Raw genomic sequence first — 16,220 nt, forward strand, 5'->3', positions numbered from 1 at the left:
AAATGATAACCAAGGTGGAAACAACAACCAAGGTGGAAACGACAACCAAGGCAATAATACAACAATTGATCTAAACGCTCTTAAAGACGGTGAATACAGCATTGGCTTTAAAGTATTAAAAGATCAAACAGATGAAATATCAATGATGAATACATACACAAAAAGCCCAGGTGTATTGAAAGTAAAAGATGGTAAGAAATATGTATCGTTTACATTAACAAATAGTACATGGATTACAAAGTTTGATTTTGAGAAGAATGGCTCGTTCGTTAATGCAAAAGTATTAAGTGAAAATAAAGAGCAAAATACAAGAGTAGTAGAAGTAGAAGTAAATGATTTGTCTAAAAAATTAAATGCAAAAGTAAAAGTAGATATTGATTCAATGAATTATCACCATTTCTACGATGTTCAATTTGTATTTGATCAAGATAGTATCAAAGCTTTAGGGAACCAAGGCGGAAACGACAACCAAGGTGGAAATAATACACCGAAAGTAATAGTTGATCCGAAAAATTTAGTAGATGGTCAATATGATATTACATTTAAAGTGTTAAAAGACAAAACAGAAGAACTTTCAAAGATGCATGACTATACTGTAAATCCAGCAAAATTAATCGTTAAAGATGGTAAAAAGTACATTGAGATGACGCTGAAAAATAGTGCGTGGATTACGAAATTCCAAACAGAAAACAATAGTCTTTTTGCTGATGCAAAAGTAGTAAGTGAAGATAAAAATGCAAATACGCGAGTAGTACAATTTGAATTAGAAGATTTATTTAAAAAATTAAATGCAAAAGTGAAAGTAGACATTGATGAGATGAACTACCACCACTTCTACGATGTCCAAATTCAATTTGATACAAATAATATTGGTGCGTTAGGGACGATTAAAGAGGATCCAAAAAAAGATCCGAAAAATGATCCGAACAATCCAGTGATTACACCGAAAGTAGATAATGTAAAAAAAGTAGATAATCCTGATTTTAACCGAAATGCAGATGATAAGAAGAAAAAAGAAGATCAAAAAAATGATTCGAAAAAAGAGAAAAACTCAAAAACGGCAGATACAGCACAACTAGGTTTATACATGGTGCTATTGCTTGGGTCACTTGCTTTACTAGTTCGTAAATATAGAGCAGGTAGATTGTAATTTTTGGAGTCTTGATGCATGTTTGCATGCATCAAGACTTGTTTCATATTGTTTGGAAAGGAGTGATGATTAAGAGTGAAGAAAATTGTAAGTGTACTAATGGCTATCATTTTATTAGTGAGTATAGCTGGATGCCAGGCGCCCAAAAAAGAAACAGCGAAGCAGGTAAAGAGTGAGGGTAAAGAGAGGATTGTCGCAACGACAGTTGCTGTTACTGAAATTATGGATGCGTTAGAAGTAGATTTAATTGGTGTACCAACAAGTACTAAAGATTTACCAAAGAGATATAAAGGTTTACCTGAAGTTGGGAATCCGATGAGTCCTGATATGGAAAAGGTAAAATCATTAAAGCCGTCAGAAGTATTATCCGTGACAACACTTGAATATGAATTAAAGCCAGTTTTTGATGGTGTAGGTATGAAAGCAAACTTTTTAGATCTAACAAGTTTAAAAAATATGCAAAATTCCATTAGTAATTTAGGTAAGCAATATGGACGTGAAAAGCAGGCTGAAGCAGTTGTAACTAAGTTAGATAACAAGGTTGCAGAGATTCAAAAAGCAGTAAAGGGAAAGAAAGAACCGACAGTGCTTATTTTATTAGGTGTACCGGGGAGTTATTTAGTAGCAACAGAGCATTCTTATATTGGAGATTTAGTGAAACAATTAGGTGGTAAAAACATTGTACAAGGTGAACAAGTAGAGTATTTAGCTTCTAATACAGAGTATTTAAAAAAAGCTGATCCAGACATTATTTTACGAGCGGCACATGGTATGCCTGATGAAGTTGTAAAAATGTTTGATAAAGAATTTAAAACAAATGATATTTGGAAACACTTCGCTGCAGTTAAAAATAATCGTGTTTACGATTTAGAAGAGCGTTTATTTGGAACGACAGGAAATTTAGCAGCGACTGAAGCGCTAGATGAATTGAAAAAAATGATGTATCCGTGATGCATTTTAATATAAAGGAAGATTAGCATGAATAAAAAATTTTGGAGTTTCTTTATTGTTACTGTATTACTCATCATTATGACTTTGTTGTCAGCGACGAAAGGTAGTTTAGAAGTAGGTATTATTGACCTTGTACAAGGAATATTTACAGGGGCAAATGAAGATGTTGAAGTGATTAAAGATTTACGTTTCCCACGTATTATTATTGCACTATTTACTGGAGCAGCTCTTGCTGTTTCGGGCGTGCTCTTCCAAGCTGTCATGAAAAATCCACTTGCTGATGCTGGGGTAATCGGGATATCTTCAGGAGCAAGTTTTATGACACTTGTTATTATTACGCTATTCCCGCAATTCTTTTTCTGGACGCCGGTATTCGCCTTTCTAGGTGGTGCGTTTGCGTGTTATCTCGTTTATTCGTTTTCATGGAAATCAGGATTAAGTCCGCTTCGCATTATTTTAATTGGTATTGCCATTAATGCGATGTTCACTGGATTAAATGAATCGTTCATTACGATTTGTGGATACTTCATTAAGAGTATTAAGCAAACGACGACTTCAAATATAACGATGAAGACGTGGGGCGATGTAGAAATAATGGTTACTTATGGAACAATTGGTCTTATTCTTGCACTGTTTGTCGGAGCTTGGTGTAACTTATTATCTCTACAAGATAAGACTGCAAAAAACTTAGGCTTGCACGTGACGAGAGTTCGTCTTATTATTTCTGCCATTGCAGTACTCTTAGCGGCAGTATCAACAGCAATTGCAGGTGTTATCGCTTTCGTAGGATTACTCGTTCCGCACATTTCAAGACAACTAGTTGGTTCAGACCATAAAGCATTAATTCCATTTTCTGCTCTTGCAGGGGCGTTATTAATTTTGACGGCGGATACGATTGGAAGGTTAATTGTGCCACCTAACGAAATTCCAGCAGCGACGATTATGGCAGTTATTGGTGGCCCATTCTTAATATTCTTGCTTAGAAAGAGTGATAAAGTTCATGGAAATTAAAAATGTAACCTTTTCGTACGATAATGTAACGGATCGATTAAAGTCGGTTAGTAGTGAAATAGAGATTGGTAAAATTACAACAATTATTGGACCAAACGGTTGCGGGAAATCAACATTACTTGGTGTGATGTCAAGAAATCACAATCCTCGTAGTGGAGAGGTAATACTTGATGGGAAGGCAATTAGCCAATATAAACCGAAAGAGTTTGCTAGAAAGTTAGCCGTTGTCCATCAACAAAATGAAGCACCGGCAGATATGACGGTAGAGAAATTAACAAGCTTTGGCCGTATGCCTCATAAAAATATATTTTCTTCGCAAACTGATGAAGATAGAGAAGCAATAGAAAGGGCTTTAGCATGTACGAATTTGCTAAGTAAACGTGATAAGGAAATTCATGCTTTATCTGGTGGAGAAAGACAGCGTGTTTGGATTGCCATGACGTTAGCTCAGAAGACGCCAATGCTCTTTTTAGATGAACCGACAACATATTTAGATATTTATTATCAACTTGAAATATTAGAGTTAGTAAAAGAATTAAATGAAGCACAAGGATTGACAATCGTTATGGTATTACACGATATTAATCAGGCGATTCGCTATAGTGATCATATCATTATTATGAAAGACGGCGAAATTGTTACAAAAGGCAAGCCGAATGATGTTGTGACAGAAAGTATGATAAAGACGATATACGGTGTAGATGTCGTTGTAAAGCAAGATGAAGATACAGGATTGTATATGGTCCCAATGGGTATTTAAACATGCGAACAATCCGTTTTGAGGTGATAATTTGAGTAGCAAAAAAGAAAGGAAGAAGAATTCTTTTTTTCAACGAATACTTACAGTTGTTTTTTTAGGTACCTTTTTCTATTCAGTATATGAATTAGGTGATATTTTCATGGATTACTATGAAAATCGTAAAGTAATGGCCGAAGCACAAAACATTTATGAAAAAAGTCCGATGGAAGAGCAATCACAAGACGGGGAAGTGCGTAAACAGTTCAAAGTTCTGCAGCAAATTAACCAAGAAATAGTTGGATGGATTACGATGGATGATACACAAATTAATTATCCAATCGTTCAAGCAAAAGACAATGATTACTATTTATTTCGAAATTATAAAGGTGAAGATATGAGAGCAGGAAGCATTTTTATGGACTATCGTAATGATGTGAAATCTCAAAATCGAAATACTATTTTATATGGTCACCGTATGAAAGATGGTTCTATGTTTGGAAGTTTAAAGAAAATGTTGGATGAAGATTTCTTCATGTCGCATCGTAAATTATATTACGATACATTATTTGAAGGATATGATCTTGAAGTGTTTTCGGTGTATACAACAACAACTGATTTTTATTACATTGAAACGGATTTTAGTAGTGATACGGAATACACATCATTTTTGGAGAAAATTCAAGAAAAATCGCTGTACAAAACGGATACAAAAGTGACAGAAAGTGATCAAATCGTAACACTTTCGACGTGTGACTATGCACTTGATCCAGAAGCGGGAAGATTAGTAGTACATGCGAAACTAGTAAAAAGACATTAAATAAAAAAAGTATAGAATATGAGAAGTGGTAACACTCTTCATATTCTATACTTTAAAAAAGAAATATGCTTACTGTGCTGCAGCCATTGGCATACGTACAACTTTTACATCATAGTAAGCAATTTTATTATCAAGAATATAGTCTGGCATCCCGCCTTGATGTGAGTGAGCATCTTTAAATGCTGAGCTCTTTGTCCAACCTTGGAAATCTTCTTTTGCATTCCAGCGAGTGCTAATTGTTATTTCATCATAATCAACTGTATTTTGCGTTAAAAGAACTTCTAATCCTAAAAACCCTGACATTGTTTCGACTTTACCTACTTTATTAAAACGCTCAATTAATTTATGGCCATTTCCCTTTGTAATTTTAGTTGTATTTGTAACAATAATCATGTTTATTCCTCCTATAAATGTAGCCTTTATTTTCAAGAACTCATATACATTAAATGATAATGAAAATCATTATCATTGTCAATAGTAATTTTCATATAAATGTAGAATTAAGGATGAATTTACTATTATATAAATAATTTGACCATATAGTTAATGAAGTTATATATTATTAAAATAAAACAAAATAAGAAATATACATAAGCAAAGTATGGCTTATACCTTGCTTTCGCAATACTATGAACAAGGAGGGTATTATGGTCGAATCACTGTTACTTAGTATCGTTATTATTATTACACTAGGCATCGCCTCACAATGGACTGCATGGCGCTTCCAGCTCCCTGCTATTGTTGTTATGGCAGTTGCCGGATTATTAATTGGTCCAGTTTTCGGTATTATTAATCCAAAAGAGGTGCTTGGAGATGTTTTTAGTCCACTCGTATCACTTTCTGTTGCCATTATATTGTTTGAGGGTAGTTTAAGTTTAGATGTACGTGAACTGAGGGGACTATCAAAACCAGTATTTCGTATTGTTACGTTTGGTGCGTTTATTGCTTGGATTGCTGGCTCACTTGCAGCTCATTACGTCGCTGGATTAGATTGGGCGGTTGCATTTATTATTGGAGGACTTTTTATTGTGACAGGTCCAACTGTAATTATTCCGTTGTTACGCCAAGCACGATTAAAGCCAAGGACAGCTGCAATTTTAAAGTGGGAAGGGATTATCGTTGATCCGTTTGGAGCATTACTTGCTGTATTCGCCTTTCAAATTGTAAATTTCTTAACGAAAGAAAATGTACACTTACATACGTTACTATATTTCTTTGCAGGTTCGTTATTTGCAATGGTACTTGGGTATGCGTTTAGTATTTTTATGAGTTATATGATTTTAAAAGGGAAAGTACCAGAATATTTAAAGGCACCGATTTTGCTCGTTACGGTATTACTATGCTTCGGCATTGCAGATGAAGTCATGCATGAAACAGGTATGCTAGCCGTAACAGTAATGGGGATTACACTTGCACGGATGAAGAAATATATTTCTTCTATCGGTGATATTCGTCATTTTAACGAAAATATTTCCGTACTATTAACATCGACTGTTTTCATCATCTTAACAGCATCACTTCCAAGAACGACGATTATGGAGATTTTTAGCTGGCCTATTATTAGCTTCGTACTTATGATGATATTTGTTGTTCGTCCTTTATCAATTTGGGTATCGACAATCGGAACAGAGTTAACAAGATCAGAAAGGGCGCTAGTTGGTTGGATTGCGCCGCGAGGTATTGTTGCATTAACGGTTTCAAGTTACTTTGCGACGGAGTTATTACAAGAAGGGTATAAAGATGCTTCTATATTAACAGCACTTACATTTGCACTCGTAATTACGACCGTTTGTGCTCATGGATTTTCAATTGGATTTTTAGCAAAAAAATTAGGATTAGCGAATACACAGCCACCAGGTATTTTAATTTCAGGAGCTAGTACATTCTCAACTGCATTCGCTATGCATTGTAAAGAGATGGGGATTCCGAGCTTAATCGTAGATGTATCGGAAGAACATTTGCAATGCGCAAAGGTGAAAGGGCTTAATACATATAACGGCCAAGTACTCTCAGAGCAGTTGCAATTTGAAGTAGATATGAATCAGTATGAATACTTAATTTCAGTTACAGATACGGATTCTTACAATGTATTAGTCGCAAACACATATGTACCGCAGTTTGGACATCATAATACATTTTTACTTCCGATTCATGATGTGGAAAAGATTGAGCAAGAACGCATCTCTCTTTCGAAAAAAGCTCATTTACTGTTTGGTCAAAATGAAATTTATGAAGAGTTAGATAGAAAAATTGAAGAGGGTTATACATTTAAAACGATACAAGTTGAGGAAGAACAAAAAATTAATAAAGAAGAGAGCGATTCAGAGGATGTAATATTATTTATTCGTCACGATGATGGTAGTCTTACTTTTTCAACATTGTATAAATATATAGCGGTTATACCAGGAGATGAGCTAGTTGTACTAGCAAAGCAATAATATGGTATAGTGAAACGAGGCTTTTTTCAGCCTCGTTTTTTACATTGCTTCCTACTAATTAGAAAGCATTCAAATGGAAAGGAAGACATTACATGCGATCTGAAGTAACTATAAAAATAAAACCGAAGTTTATAAAAGAAATTAAAAGTGGATATCCACTTATTTTAAAAGATGCTATTCAAAATTTAAATGATGTACGTGAAGAAGGAACAATCATCAACGTAGTAGATGAGAAGAACCAATTCATCGGAAAAGGCTATTATGGAAAACAAAATAAAGGATATGGATGGATTTTAACGAGAAAAGAGAAAGAGCAAATTAATCAACCTTTCTTTGAAAGTAAAATCAAATCTGCTTTACATAAACGAAAAGATTTTTATAAATCAAATGATACAACAGCATTCCGTGCCCTGAATGGTGAGGGCGATGGCCTTGGTGGTTTAATCATCGATTATTATGACGGCTATTACGTAATAAGTTGGTATAGTGAAGGGGTTTATACTTTCCGCGATGAGATTATAGCAGCACTTCAAAAAGTAGCAAATTTCAAAGGGATTTATGAGAAAAAGCGTTTTGATACGAAAGGGAAATACATTGAAGGTGATGATTTCGTCGCAGGAGAGCGCGGTGAGTTCCCACTTATCGTAAAAGAAAACGGTGTAAACTTTGCTGTATATTTAAATGACGGGGCGATGGTTGGTGTGTTTTTAGATCAGCGTAACGTTCGAAAACAAATTCGTGATAAATATGCAAAAGGAAGAACGGTTTTAAATATGTTCTCTTATACTGGGGCTTTCTCTGTATTTGCAGCGCTTGGCGGTGCAAGTAAAACAACAAGTGTGGACCTTGCAAATCGTAGTTTAAGTAAAACGATTGAGCAGTTTAGTGTAAATGAAATTGATTATGAAGCACAAGATATTATTGTAGAAGATGTATTTCTGTATTTCAAATATGCAGCTAAGAAAAAGATGAAATTTGATATGGTTGTACTTGATCCCCCAAGCTTTGCACGCTCGAAAAAATATACGTTCAGTGCGGCGAAAGATTATAAAAACTTATTAAAAGAAACAATTGCCATTACAGAAAATAACGGTATTATCGTTGCTTCTACAAATTGTAGCGCATTCGATATGAAAAAGTTTAATGGCTTTATCGATACAGCATTTAAAGAAATGAACGGTAAATATAAAATATTAGAAGAACATTCTTTACCAGAAGATTTCCGTACAATTGATCAATTTAAAGAGGGAGACTATTTAAAAGTAGTTTTCATCGAAAAAATTAAAGGTTAATGAAAATAAGAAAAGGAGCTCAAGTTTAAATGAGCTCCTTTTCTTATTGAATAATATTTTGTACTCTGCCAACCTGTCCGTCTTGCAATCTTACTTTAATGCCGTGCGGATGTGAAGGTGAGTTCGTTAAAATATCTTTTACAATTCCTCTTGTTAGCTTACCTGTACGTTGATCTTGTTTTAATACAATATCAACTTCAAGACCTGATGAAATGTTAGATCGTTTTTGCCCGTTCATTTATACACCTGTACGTCTACGTTGGTTGTTTGTTTTCTTCGTTTGTTGGTTTTGTAATTTTTTCGTTTCTTGACTTTGACTTCCATTATTTGAGCCGTTTCCATTTCCTTGCTTTTTCTTCGCAAGTTGTTCGCGCATTAAATCAGCTAAGCTTACTTTTTTGTTTTCTGACATGATAAGTCTCCTTTATATAAAGTTAATTATGAACAATCGTAGTGAATTTCATCATATCATTGTTAAGGAAGTAAGGGAAGTTGGTTTGAAAATTCATATAATTCTTTCCAGCATTCATTCGTTACGATACAATTAAATTGTTAATGTTTGTTAAAAAAGGGGATAGAAATATGTCACATCATATTTTATTAGTTGAAGATGACATCTCAATTCAAGAGATGGTTGAAACATATTTAGTAAAAGAAGGTTTTCAAGTTACAATCGCATCTGATGGAGAAGAAGGAGTTAACGCATTTTTAAAAGGTTCATTTGATTTGATTATCCTCGATATTATGATGCCAAAGTTAGATGGCTTAGAGGTTGTGCGAATCATTCGAGAAAAAAGTGCCGTTCCGGTTTTAATGATGTCAGCGAAAGATACAGATGTTGATAAAGCTGTTGGATTAGGACTTGGAGCAGATGATTACATTTGTAAGCCGTTTTCTATGATTGAACTAGCTGCACGTGTAAAAGCGGGTATTCGGAGGTCTACAAAGTATTCAGCTGTGGAATCAAAAGATGAGGCCATTCAGATTGGTGATTTAATAATTGACCCAATTAATTTTACTGTGGAGAAAAAGGGAAGACAGCTTAAACTTACTTTAAAAGAATTTGAGATTTTAAAGTTATTCGTGAAGAATCAAAATCGTGTTTTTACGAAAGCACAAATATATACGCTTGTTTGGAATGAAGAATATTATGGTGATGATAATGTTATTAATGTTCATATGAGAAGATTACGTGAGAAAATTGAAAGTGATCCATCTAATCCAGAATATATTAAAACATTATGGGGCATCGGCTATAAGTTGGAAGTGATGTAGTATGGTTGTATTTTTAACAGTGGTGATTATTATATTGCTTATCGTTATTTACGTGCAATATAAAATTAGGAAAAATAGTAGTAGGAATTTACGCTACACGTATGAGAAGTTAAATCGAATTGTAAAAGAACAAACTGGTGAGAAGCTATTAATTATGACAGATGATCTAGAATTGCAAAAGTTATTAGTGGCGATTAATCATTTATTAGATGCAAAACAGAAAACGAATGCAGATCATGCGAAAGTGGAAATTTCGATGAGAAAAATGCTTTCAAATATTTCACATGATTTGAAAACACCACTAACAGTTATTCTTGGATATACCGAAATGTTAAATAAGGATAAAACGATAAACGAGAAAGAGCAGCAAATATTACTCGAAAAGGTGCATGTAAAAACACTAGAAGTGATGGAACTTATTCATAAGTTTTTTGATTTAGCAAAATTAGAATCCGGTGACAAAGCAATCGAGATGACAAAAGTAAATATGAATGAAGTTTGCCGAGAGAAGATTTTATCTTTTTATGATTTAGTGACGACGAAAGGTTTTCATGTCCATATTGATATAGCAGAAAGAAATATATATGCACTTGGAAATGTAGAAGTATTAGGCAGGGTATTGAATAATTTAATATCAAATGCGATTACATATGGGGAAGATGGAAAGACAATTGGTATGACTTTAAGAGATGATGAAACGAGTGTGTATATAGACGTATGGGATAAAGGAAAAGGAATTGATGAATCTCATATTGATAAAGTGTTTGAGCGTATGTACACACTTGAAGATTCAAGAAATAGATTGTACCAAGGAAGTGGTCTAGGGTTAACGATTACGAAAAGGCTTGTGGAAGCGATGGATGGAGAAATTTATCTTTCTAGTAAGCCGTATGAAAAAACGGTTTTTACAGTTGTATTAACAAAGATGCAGTTTTAGCTTGTAGAGAAGTAGATTCTACAAGCTTTTTTGAACGTAAGGAATTTGTAAGGAACGGGTAAGAAAAAAGAGATTTCCGTTGTCTATTATAGAAATATAGAGCAGTGCGAAAGGGGAAAGTGACATGACATATATATTAAAAACGAACCAGTTAACGAAAGTGTTTAAAGGGAAAGAAGTTATTTCTAGTGTTAATATGCATGTGAAAAAAGGAGAGATTTACGGCTTTTTAGGACCGAACGGCGCGGGTAAAACAACGATTATGAAAATGATTACAAATTTAATAAAACCGACGAGCGGTGATATTGAAATTTTCGGTGAGAAGTTAACAGACACATCTTATGAAGTATTAAAAAGAATGGGGACAATTATTGAATATCCAATCTTTTATGATAAATTAACGGCGAAGGAAAACTTAGAATTACATTGTGAATATATGGGGTATTACAATAAAAACGCAATTGATCATGCTTTAAATTTAGTGAAACTGCACGGTATAGATAATAAAAAAGTAAAAGATTTTTCATTAGGAATGAAACAACGACTTGGTATTGCAAGGGCGATCATGACAAAGCCAGAATTACTCATTTTAGATGAACCGATTAATGGTTTAGATCCAATTGGTATTAAAGAGTTACGAGACTTATTTAAAATGCTCTGCAAAGAATATGGTATTACGTTATTAGTCTCTAGTCATATTTTAGGTGAGATGGAACAAATGGCAGATACAATTGGTGTAATTCAAAATGGAAAACTAATAAAAGAAGTTTCGATGAAGAGTATTAACGGAAAACAAACAGAGTACATTGAAATCACTGTTCCAGATGTGAAGCGTGCAGCTTATATTTTAGAAGATAAACTTGGTATAAAAAACTACAAAATAATGAGTGGAAACATGATTCGTGTTTATGAAGTGGCGGTGACGCAGCAGGCAATTTCAAAAGCACTTATTATGAACGATGTAGAAATTGAAAGTATTAATAAGAAACATAGTTCTTTAGAAGAGTATTTCTTAAATGTAATGGATGGAGAAGGTATTCATGCTTAATGGACTGTGGCTGAACCTGGTAAGTGGATTAATCGTAATGTTTATAAGTGGAATTCTCTATTATAGGAAACCAGAGCGGAAATGGTTGTTAATTCTACTAGTGATAGGAATGTTAAGCGTAGTTACTGCTGGAATTAGAATGTTAGCAGCGTAGAGAGAGTTATATAAAGAATGGAGGCGTGGTTTGTATGCTTAGATTAATGAAGCTAGAGTGGAAAAAACATCAATTATCTAGTTATTTTAAAAGTGTAGCAATTTGTATTATAGCAATTTTCGCCGTAGTAAACCTCATGGCGTTGGGAGTGAAAGACGAGGTAGATGGGCTATTCTCTGACTTCACACAACAAATGGTTTTAATAAACACTGTTATTAGGATAACATTCATTACTTTTAGTTCGGTCATTTTATCACGTTTAATAATTGATGAGTATAAGAACAAAACAATGCAACTATCGTTTATGTACCCACTGCAAAGAAAAATGCTAATGAGGGCGAAATTAACAATTGTTTTTTGTTTTTGTTTTGTGAGCACGATTATCGCTACTTTCAGTATTAGTTTACTCGCATATTTTGTGAGTCCAATGATGGGACTGATTGAAACGCCAGCTACGATAGGTGAAATAATAGCTATCGTTCCAGCTACTTTTATAAATGCATTTATGATATCTGGTATAAGTTTAATTCCTTTATTTTTTGGGATGAGAAAGAAATCGACACCGACAACAATTACTTCTGCAGTAATAATTGGGATGCTAATTAGTAGTAACTTTGGTTCTGGAAACGGTCAAGTAAGTATGTTTAATTTTATCGCTATCCCAATAGTGCTCTGTTTATTAGGGATTTTTATTAGTTATCTTTCATATCGTAAAATCGACAAGATTGATGTGGCGTGAAGCAAGCTTAAAACAACAACGAACTGGGGTATGAATAGTGAAAAAAATAATAGTAATTGCAATTTTACTTATTACAATTGCTAGTGTAGTTTTTGGTTTTAAGGTGTTTCAGGGGAAAGATTTTAAGAAAGAAAAGTCTTTTGAGATAAATAATATAAAAGAAATAGAAGTAGACAATGAAAACTGGGATATTGAATTTAAAAGTACAGACTCTAATAAAATAGTAATTTCTGCTCAAGGTCAACAAGTAGATAAAGAGATAGATCCCGTCAAAATAGAAAATGACGGTAATAAAGTTGTGATTAAGCAAAAACAAAAGGTGACCAAATTTTTTAATGGTTTTACATTTAGGAAGAAAAATAGTATATCTATAGCTGTTCCGAAGATAGAAATAGATAAAATTGTATTAAATAATAAATCGGGTGATGTGAAAATAAGCGATATAGAAGTGAAAAATATCGTGACAGAAAGTGAGTCTGGAGATGAAGTGGTTGTAGGACTATTAGCAGAGAAAGGTGAATTCATATCGCAAAGTGGAGAGTTAGCTGTAAAAGATAGTTCAGTACAAGAATTAAATATAAAGTCTACGACTGGTGATAACTATATAACAAATGTAAGTAATTCAAGTATGAACATTACTTCAACATCCGGTGAAGTATTACTGAAAGATATGAAAGAAGGAAAATCATTATTTGTAGAAACAAAATCAGGAGATATTGGCGTAAGGTACAAAGATGTCCCAGCTTCATTGAAGCTTACGGCTAAAAGTAATTCGACTGACATAATGATAGATTTAAAAGGACTTAAGAAAGATAAAAATACAGAAAAGATAAAAGAAGGAACTATTGGTGATGCAAAAAACAAAGTGGAGATTTTAAGTGAAACAGGAGTAATTTATATCGATTAAAATGTAAATGAAAGGAGGAATATTATGCTACGTCTTATGAAGCTAGAAATGAAGAAGTTTAAGCTTGGATGGTATGTGAAGGGCACAGTTATTGCAAATATCGCTATACTGGCATTAATGATCTCTACGAGTATCGTTGCTCAAGTAGAAGGTGATCCAGAAATAAGAGATCCGCAGATGATTTTGTTAATGGCTAGTACAGTAGTAAGAGCAACATTTATTATTTTTGGTAGTGTATTAATCGCAAAAATAATAATTGATGAATATAAAAACAAAACAATATTACTCATGTTTTCTTATCCAATTAACCGAAAGAAAATGATGGCTAGTAAGTTGGCTATTACAGCGATAGTAACATTTATAACAGTTATTTTATCTAACATTTTAGTAGTAGGAATTTTCTTTGGGATAGATAGTTATTTTTCAATTCTTCCTAATTCATTCACAGTAGATCAATTGATTCAAGAAGGGATAAATCTTATTCCTTTAGCCATTGCAACTGCGGGAATGAGTTTAATCCCATTATATTTCGGAATGCGTAAACGTTCAGTGCCGACTACAATTGTTTCATCTCTTATCGTTGTATCAATTGCAATTAATAACACTCCAATGTTTTCTATAGCAACTTTTCTTCCCCTTCAACTAGCATTGGCAGCAATTGGAGTTGCGATTGCATATTACGGAATTAAAAATATAGAGAAGGAAGATATAACAGTATGACAAAAATAAGAAAAAAGAGTTGGCGTTACACCAACTCTTTTTTGTATATGTATGCTTCGTTACTACTCTGTAAATTTGGAGTGTTTGCTTAAATATTCTTGAACTCCTGGAGAAATGTTAAAGTTATTAGGACTTGTATATTCGATAGTAAACTCTCCGTCTTTACTTGTTTCAAAGGAGATTGCATAGCTATTCATTTTAGCATCGTAATAAGTATTTTTGACTTCTGCATCTAGATCAAAGTATTTTGTAATATATTCTTTTGATTCCGTAACTGCTGTTTGTTTTCCCCAAGGGGTACCATAACTTGTGAAATAAAGAGATACACCGATAACTCCAATGATAGAAGTTAGTAAGAGAGTTCTTATTGTTATTTTTTTGTTTTTTGTATTCAATGTAGTTCCCTCCAATTAATATGAATTTATCTTAACGTATTTTCTCATAAAATACCATTTAGTAGAAAATAGTTTCACATGAAACAAGTTACAGAAAAAGACAAGGTGAATAAACACCTTGTCTTTTTCTATCGTTACATTTGGGGAGCTTCCATTCCAGTAGCAGCCCATTCTTCTTTTGCAGGACCATAAACGCCAGGGACTGTTAAGCCAGCTTGACGCATTAAAACAGTCATCTGTCCGCGGTGGTGATTTTGATGATTGATGAGTGTCATTAAAAATATAGAATTCGGCATAGGACGACCAAAGAAGTTATTAATAGTAGCTAAGTCTTTATCAGTCCACTCACTTTGAAGTGCTTCAATAAAAGCCGTATTCACTTTGCGATACCCATCTGCAATTGTTTTTGCTGAAGTTGGTACAGGATAATCTTTCGTTTCTCCTTCAAACTTAAGCCCTGTTCCAGATAGCATAACAGGAAGTGCAGTCACGATATGCCAAGCAACTCTGCCTAACGTCCAGTGCCCAGGTGCAATTTCTTGTGATAAAGATTCATCGGTTAATGCATCGAGCATCTTCTGAGTAGACTCAGCTTCGTATGTCCATGATTGTAGAAAACCTTCAATAGTTTGGTACATTATTGTTATCCCTCCTACTTATGTTCATAGATTAAATTCGAGATACTTAATTCATTCCCTTTTTATAGAAAAAATTTCAATACATATTGATACGATATAAAAATAATTAGAAAATATTTGTAAAAGTGTCAGAAAATATATCTTTTTATTCGTATATGTAATGAATAAAGAATAGAGTAAAGAGTGGTGATAAGGGTGAAGGATATAGAAATAGTAGAAGGTCTTCGAAAACAAGAAATGTTAGCGTTACATACAGTCATTGATCAATATGGAGATTTAATTTATAAGGTGGTTCATAGTGTTTTAGATACGGCACATAGTAAGGTGCTAGTGGATGAATGTGTTGACGATATTTTATTAATCGTTTGGTACAACATTAATAGTTATGATAAAAATCGTGGAAAGTTTAGAAATTGGCTTATATCTGTTGCGAAATTTAAAGCCATTGATTATAAACGAAAAAGTAATAAGGTCTATCAATTACAAGAGTTTCAGCAAAAAATATATGTAGAAGGAAAAAATGTTAATTTAACAAAATATGAGGGTATTTTAAGTGTTAATATTTTTTGGGGATTTTGACGAAATAATAACGATTTATACGGATTTTAATATATTGTATTGAAATGCATGCGTGTATCAAGGTTGAAGAAGGGGAAATTCGTTTAATGAGGAAGGCGAAAGTACAAGCGAAAGGAGAGCGTATTGCATGTAATAATTATTAGAATGTAAGGGAAAAAACCTTTATTTATAAAAGGTTTTTTCCAAAGCGGATAGTTGATAAGGAAAATAAAAATTAATTTTTTATTAGAAAGATATTTTTAATTCGTTGGCTGTACTTAAAAGATTGAACACGAAGGAGGGTCAACATGTCTTTATGGAGTAATAATGCAAATGGATATTGTGGATGTAATAATCAAAATGGTTTACATGTTGATTCGTGCTGTTTTAGTTGCGATGGGACAGTTCCTAAGCTTGGTCCAACAGGCCCAACGGGAGCGACAGGTTCAAC

At 33.5% G+C, this 16,220-nt stretch carries 19 protein-coding genes and 2 pseudogenes; 16 read left to right on the forward strand and 5 right to left on the reverse strand.

Annotated elements, in window-relative coordinates:
* From B5P42_RS32575 to srtB, 5 genes are all read left to right on the forward strand, one after another.
* Window positions 1-1,150, forward strand: a 1,150-nt coding sequence (locus B5P42_RS32575) for an NEAT domain-containing protein (protein ID WP_258397463.1), incomplete at its 5' end; no start/stop codon positions are given.
* A 75-nt stretch (window positions 1,151-1,225) separates the two neighbouring features.
* On the forward strand, window positions 1,226-2,101 hold the full coding sequence (gene isdE / locus B5P42_RS09980; protein WP_002143317.1) for a heme ABC transporter substrate-binding protein IsdE: 876 nt from the start codon (window positions 1,226-1,228) through the stop codon (window positions 2,099-2,101).
* 27 nt (window positions 2,102-2,128) lie between these two features.
* Window positions 2,129-3,112 carry a FecCD family ABC transporter permease gene (locus B5P42_RS09985; protein WP_002034255.1) on the forward strand — a complete coding sequence of 328 codons (984 nt, stop codon included), beginning with the start codon at window positions 2,129-2,131 and terminating at the stop codon, window positions 3,110-3,112.
* Complete coding sequence (locus B5P42_RS09990) at window positions 3,102-3,872, forward strand: ABC transporter ATP-binding protein (protein ID WP_113734136.1); 771 nt, start codon at window positions 3,102-3,104, stop codon at window positions 3,870-3,872. The genes B5P42_RS09985 and B5P42_RS09990 overlap by 11 nt, the downstream gene beginning before the upstream one ends.
* Before the next feature lie 31 nt (window positions 3,873-3,903).
* Window positions 3,904-4,668, forward strand: coding sequence for a class B sortase (gene srtB, locus B5P42_RS09995; RefSeq protein ID WP_002129321.1), 765 nt, complete (start codon window positions 3,904-3,906; stop codon window positions 4,666-4,668).
* 69 nt (window positions 4,669-4,737) lie between these two features.
* Here the strand turns inward: srtB and isdG are convergent, their stop codons facing one another.
* Window positions 4,738-5,061, reverse strand: coding sequence for a heme oxygenase (gene isdG / locus B5P42_RS10000; RefSeq protein WP_113734137.1), 324 nt, complete (start codon window positions 5,059-5,061; stop codon window positions 4,738-4,740).
* 254 nt (window positions 5,062-5,315) lie between these two features.
* Here isdG and B5P42_RS10005 point away from each other — a divergent pair, with 254 nt between their 5' ends.
* Entirely contained in the window at window positions 5,316-7,106 is a 1,791-nt protein-coding gene (locus tag B5P42_RS10005; RefSeq protein ID WP_002167604.1) for a cation:proton antiporter, read from the forward strand.
* A gap of 92 nt (window positions 7,107-7,198) precedes the next feature.
* On the forward strand, window positions 7,199-8,398 hold the full coding sequence (locus B5P42_RS10010) for a class I SAM-dependent rRNA methyltransferase (RefSeq protein ID WP_002067464.1): 1,200 nt from the start codon (window positions 7,199-7,201) through the stop codon (window positions 8,396-8,398).
* Window positions 8,399-8,441: 43 nt separating this feature from the next.
* Here the strand turns inward: B5P42_RS10010 and B5P42_RS10015 are convergent, their stop codons facing one another.
* On the reverse strand, window positions 8,442-8,636 hold the full coding sequence (locus B5P42_RS10015; RefSeq protein WP_001014315.1) for a YwbE family protein: 195 nt from the start codon (window positions 8,634-8,636) through the stop codon (window positions 8,442-8,444).
* The gene (locus B5P42_RS31955) at window positions 8,637-8,810 is read right to left on the reverse strand and encodes a hypothetical protein (protein ID WP_002015431.1); all 174 of its coding nucleotides are present in this window, start codon (window positions 8,808-8,810) and stop codon (window positions 8,637-8,639) included. It lies immediately after the preceding gene.
* A 170-nt stretch (window positions 8,811-8,980) separates the two neighbouring features.
* Here B5P42_RS31955 and B5P42_RS10020 point away from each other — a divergent pair, with 170 nt between their 5' ends.
* The 7 genes from B5P42_RS10020 (at window position 8,981) to B5P42_RS10045 (ending at window position 14,178) form a co-directional block, all read left to right on the forward strand.
* Window positions 8,981-9,673, forward strand: a complete 693-nt coding sequence (locus B5P42_RS10020) for a response regulator transcription factor (RefSeq protein WP_113734138.1) — start codon at window positions 8,981-8,983, stop codon at window positions 9,671-9,673.
* A 1-nt stretch (window position 9,674) separates the two neighbouring features.
* Window positions 9,675-10,610 carry a HAMP domain-containing histidine kinase gene (locus tag B5P42_RS10025; RefSeq protein ID WP_113734139.1) on the forward strand — a complete coding sequence of 312 codons (936 nt, stop codon included), beginning with the start codon at window positions 9,675-9,677 and terminating at the stop codon, window positions 10,608-10,610.
* A 124-nt stretch (window positions 10,611-10,734) separates the two neighbouring features.
* Complete coding sequence (locus B5P42_RS10030; RefSeq protein ID WP_113734140.1) at window positions 10,735-11,658, forward strand: ABC transporter ATP-binding protein; 924 nt, start codon at window positions 10,735-10,737, stop codon at window positions 11,656-11,658.
* A complete protein-coding gene (locus tag B5P42_RS31960; protein WP_002088880.1) occupies window positions 11,651-11,812 on the forward strand; it encodes a hypothetical protein in 162 nt (53 codons plus the stop codon). Before B5P42_RS10030 ends, B5P42_RS31960 begins: the two co-directional genes overlap by 8 nt.
* 34 nt (window positions 11,813-11,846) lie before the next feature.
* Window positions 11,847-12,551, forward strand: coding sequence for an ABC transporter permease (locus B5P42_RS10035; protein ID WP_113734141.1), 705 nt, complete (start codon window positions 11,847-11,849; stop codon window positions 12,549-12,551).
* Window positions 12,552-12,588: 37 nt separating this feature from the next.
* Window positions 12,589-13,458: a DUF4097 family beta strand repeat-containing protein gene (locus tag B5P42_RS10040; RefSeq protein ID WP_113734142.1), complete on the forward strand. Its 870-nt coding sequence runs from the start codon at window positions 12,589-12,591 to the stop codon at window positions 13,456-13,458.
* Window positions 13,459-13,482: 24 nt separating this feature from the next.
* On the forward strand, window positions 13,483-14,178 hold the full coding sequence (locus B5P42_RS10045; RefSeq protein WP_113734143.1) for an ABC transporter permease: 696 nt from the start codon (window positions 13,483-13,485) through the stop codon (window positions 14,176-14,178).
* A gap of 62 nt (window positions 14,179-14,240) precedes the next feature.
* On the opposite strand, the gene B5P42_RS10050 is transcribed toward B5P42_RS10045, so the two are convergent.
* Together B5P42_RS10050 and B5P42_RS10055 are read right to left on the reverse strand one after the other, a co-directional pair.
* The gene (locus tag B5P42_RS10050) at window positions 14,241-14,573 is read right to left on the reverse strand and encodes a YfjL-like protein (RefSeq protein WP_113734144.1); all 333 of its coding nucleotides are present in this window, start codon (window positions 14,571-14,573) and stop codon (window positions 14,241-14,243) included.
* A gap of 134 nt (window positions 14,574-14,707) precedes the next feature.
* Window positions 14,708-15,211 (reverse strand): DinB family protein, encoded by a 504-nt coding sequence (locus B5P42_RS10055; protein ID WP_000284970.1) that lies wholly within the window; start codon window positions 15,209-15,211, stop codon window positions 14,708-14,710.
* 237 nt (window positions 15,212-15,448) lie between these two features.
* Between B5P42_RS10055 and B5P42_RS10060 the strand changes: the two are divergent.
* Window positions 15,449-15,754, forward strand: a pseudogene (locus B5P42_RS10060) (sigma factor); the annotation flags it as partial.
* A 323-nt stretch (window positions 15,755-16,077) separates the two neighbouring features.
* Window positions 16,078-16,220, forward strand: a pseudogene (locus tag B5P42_RS33380) (BclA C-terminal domain-containing protein); the annotation flags it as partial.

The sequence above is a fragment of the Bacillus sp. SRB_331 genome, from assembly GCF_003264175.1.
GTDB lineage: Bacteria > Bacillota > Bacilli > Bacillales > Bacillaceae_G > Bacillus_A > Bacillus_A mycoides.

What these genes read in the sequence shown, in the direction of transcription:
- isdG (WP_113734137.1), bottom strand. Translation starts at nt 5,061, where the DNA reads ATGATTATTGTTACAAATACAACTAAAATTACAAAGGGAAATGGCCAT.
- B5P42_RS10035 (WP_113734141.1), top strand. Translation starts at nt 11,847, where the DNA reads ATGCTTAGATTAATGAAGCTAGAGTGGAAAAAACATCAATTATCTAGT.
- B5P42_RS09985 (WP_002034255.1), top strand. Translation starts at nt 2,129, where the DNA reads ATGAATAAAAAATTTTGGAGTTTCTTTATTGTTACTGTATTACTCATC.
- B5P42_RS10015 (WP_001014315.1), bottom strand. Translation starts at nt 8,636, where the DNA reads ATGAACGGGCAAAAACGATCTAACATTTCATCAGGTCTTGAAGTTGAT.
- B5P42_RS10020 (WP_113734138.1), top strand. Translation starts at nt 8,981, where the DNA reads ATGTCACATCATATTTTATTAGTTGAAGATGACATCTCAATTCAAGAG.
- B5P42_RS10045 (WP_113734143.1), top strand. Translation starts at nt 13,483, where the DNA reads ATGCTACGTCTTATGAAGCTAGAAATGAAGAAGTTTAAGCTTGGATGG.
- B5P42_RS10025 (WP_113734139.1), top strand. Translation starts at nt 9,675, where the DNA reads ATGGTTGTATTTTTAACAGTGGTGATTATTATATTGCTTATCGTTATT.
- B5P42_RS31960 (WP_002088880.1), top strand. Translation starts at nt 11,651, where the DNA reads ATGCTTAATGGACTGTGGCTGAACCTGGTAAGTGGATTAATCGTAATG.
- B5P42_RS10055 (WP_000284970.1), bottom strand. Translation starts at nt 15,211, where the DNA reads ATGTACCAAACTATTGAAGGTTTTCTACAATCATGGACATACGAAGCT.
- B5P42_RS09990 (WP_113734136.1), top strand. Translation starts at nt 3,102, where the DNA reads ATGGAAATTAAAAATGTAACCTTTTCGTACGATAATGTAACGGATCGA.
- B5P42_RS31955 (WP_002015431.1), bottom strand. Translation starts at nt 8,810, where the DNA reads ATGTCAGAAAACAAAAAAGTAAGCTTAGCTGATTTAATGCGCGAACAA.
- B5P42_RS10010 (WP_002067464.1), top strand. Translation starts at nt 7,199, where the DNA reads ATGCGATCTGAAGTAACTATAAAAATAAAACCGAAGTTTATAAAAGAA.
- B5P42_RS10005 (WP_002167604.1), top strand. Translation starts at nt 5,316, where the DNA reads ATGGTCGAATCACTGTTACTTAGTATCGTTATTATTATTACACTAGGC.
- B5P42_RS10030 (WP_113734140.1), top strand. Translation starts at nt 10,735, where the DNA reads ATGACATATATATTAAAAACGAACCAGTTAACGAAAGTGTTTAAAGGG.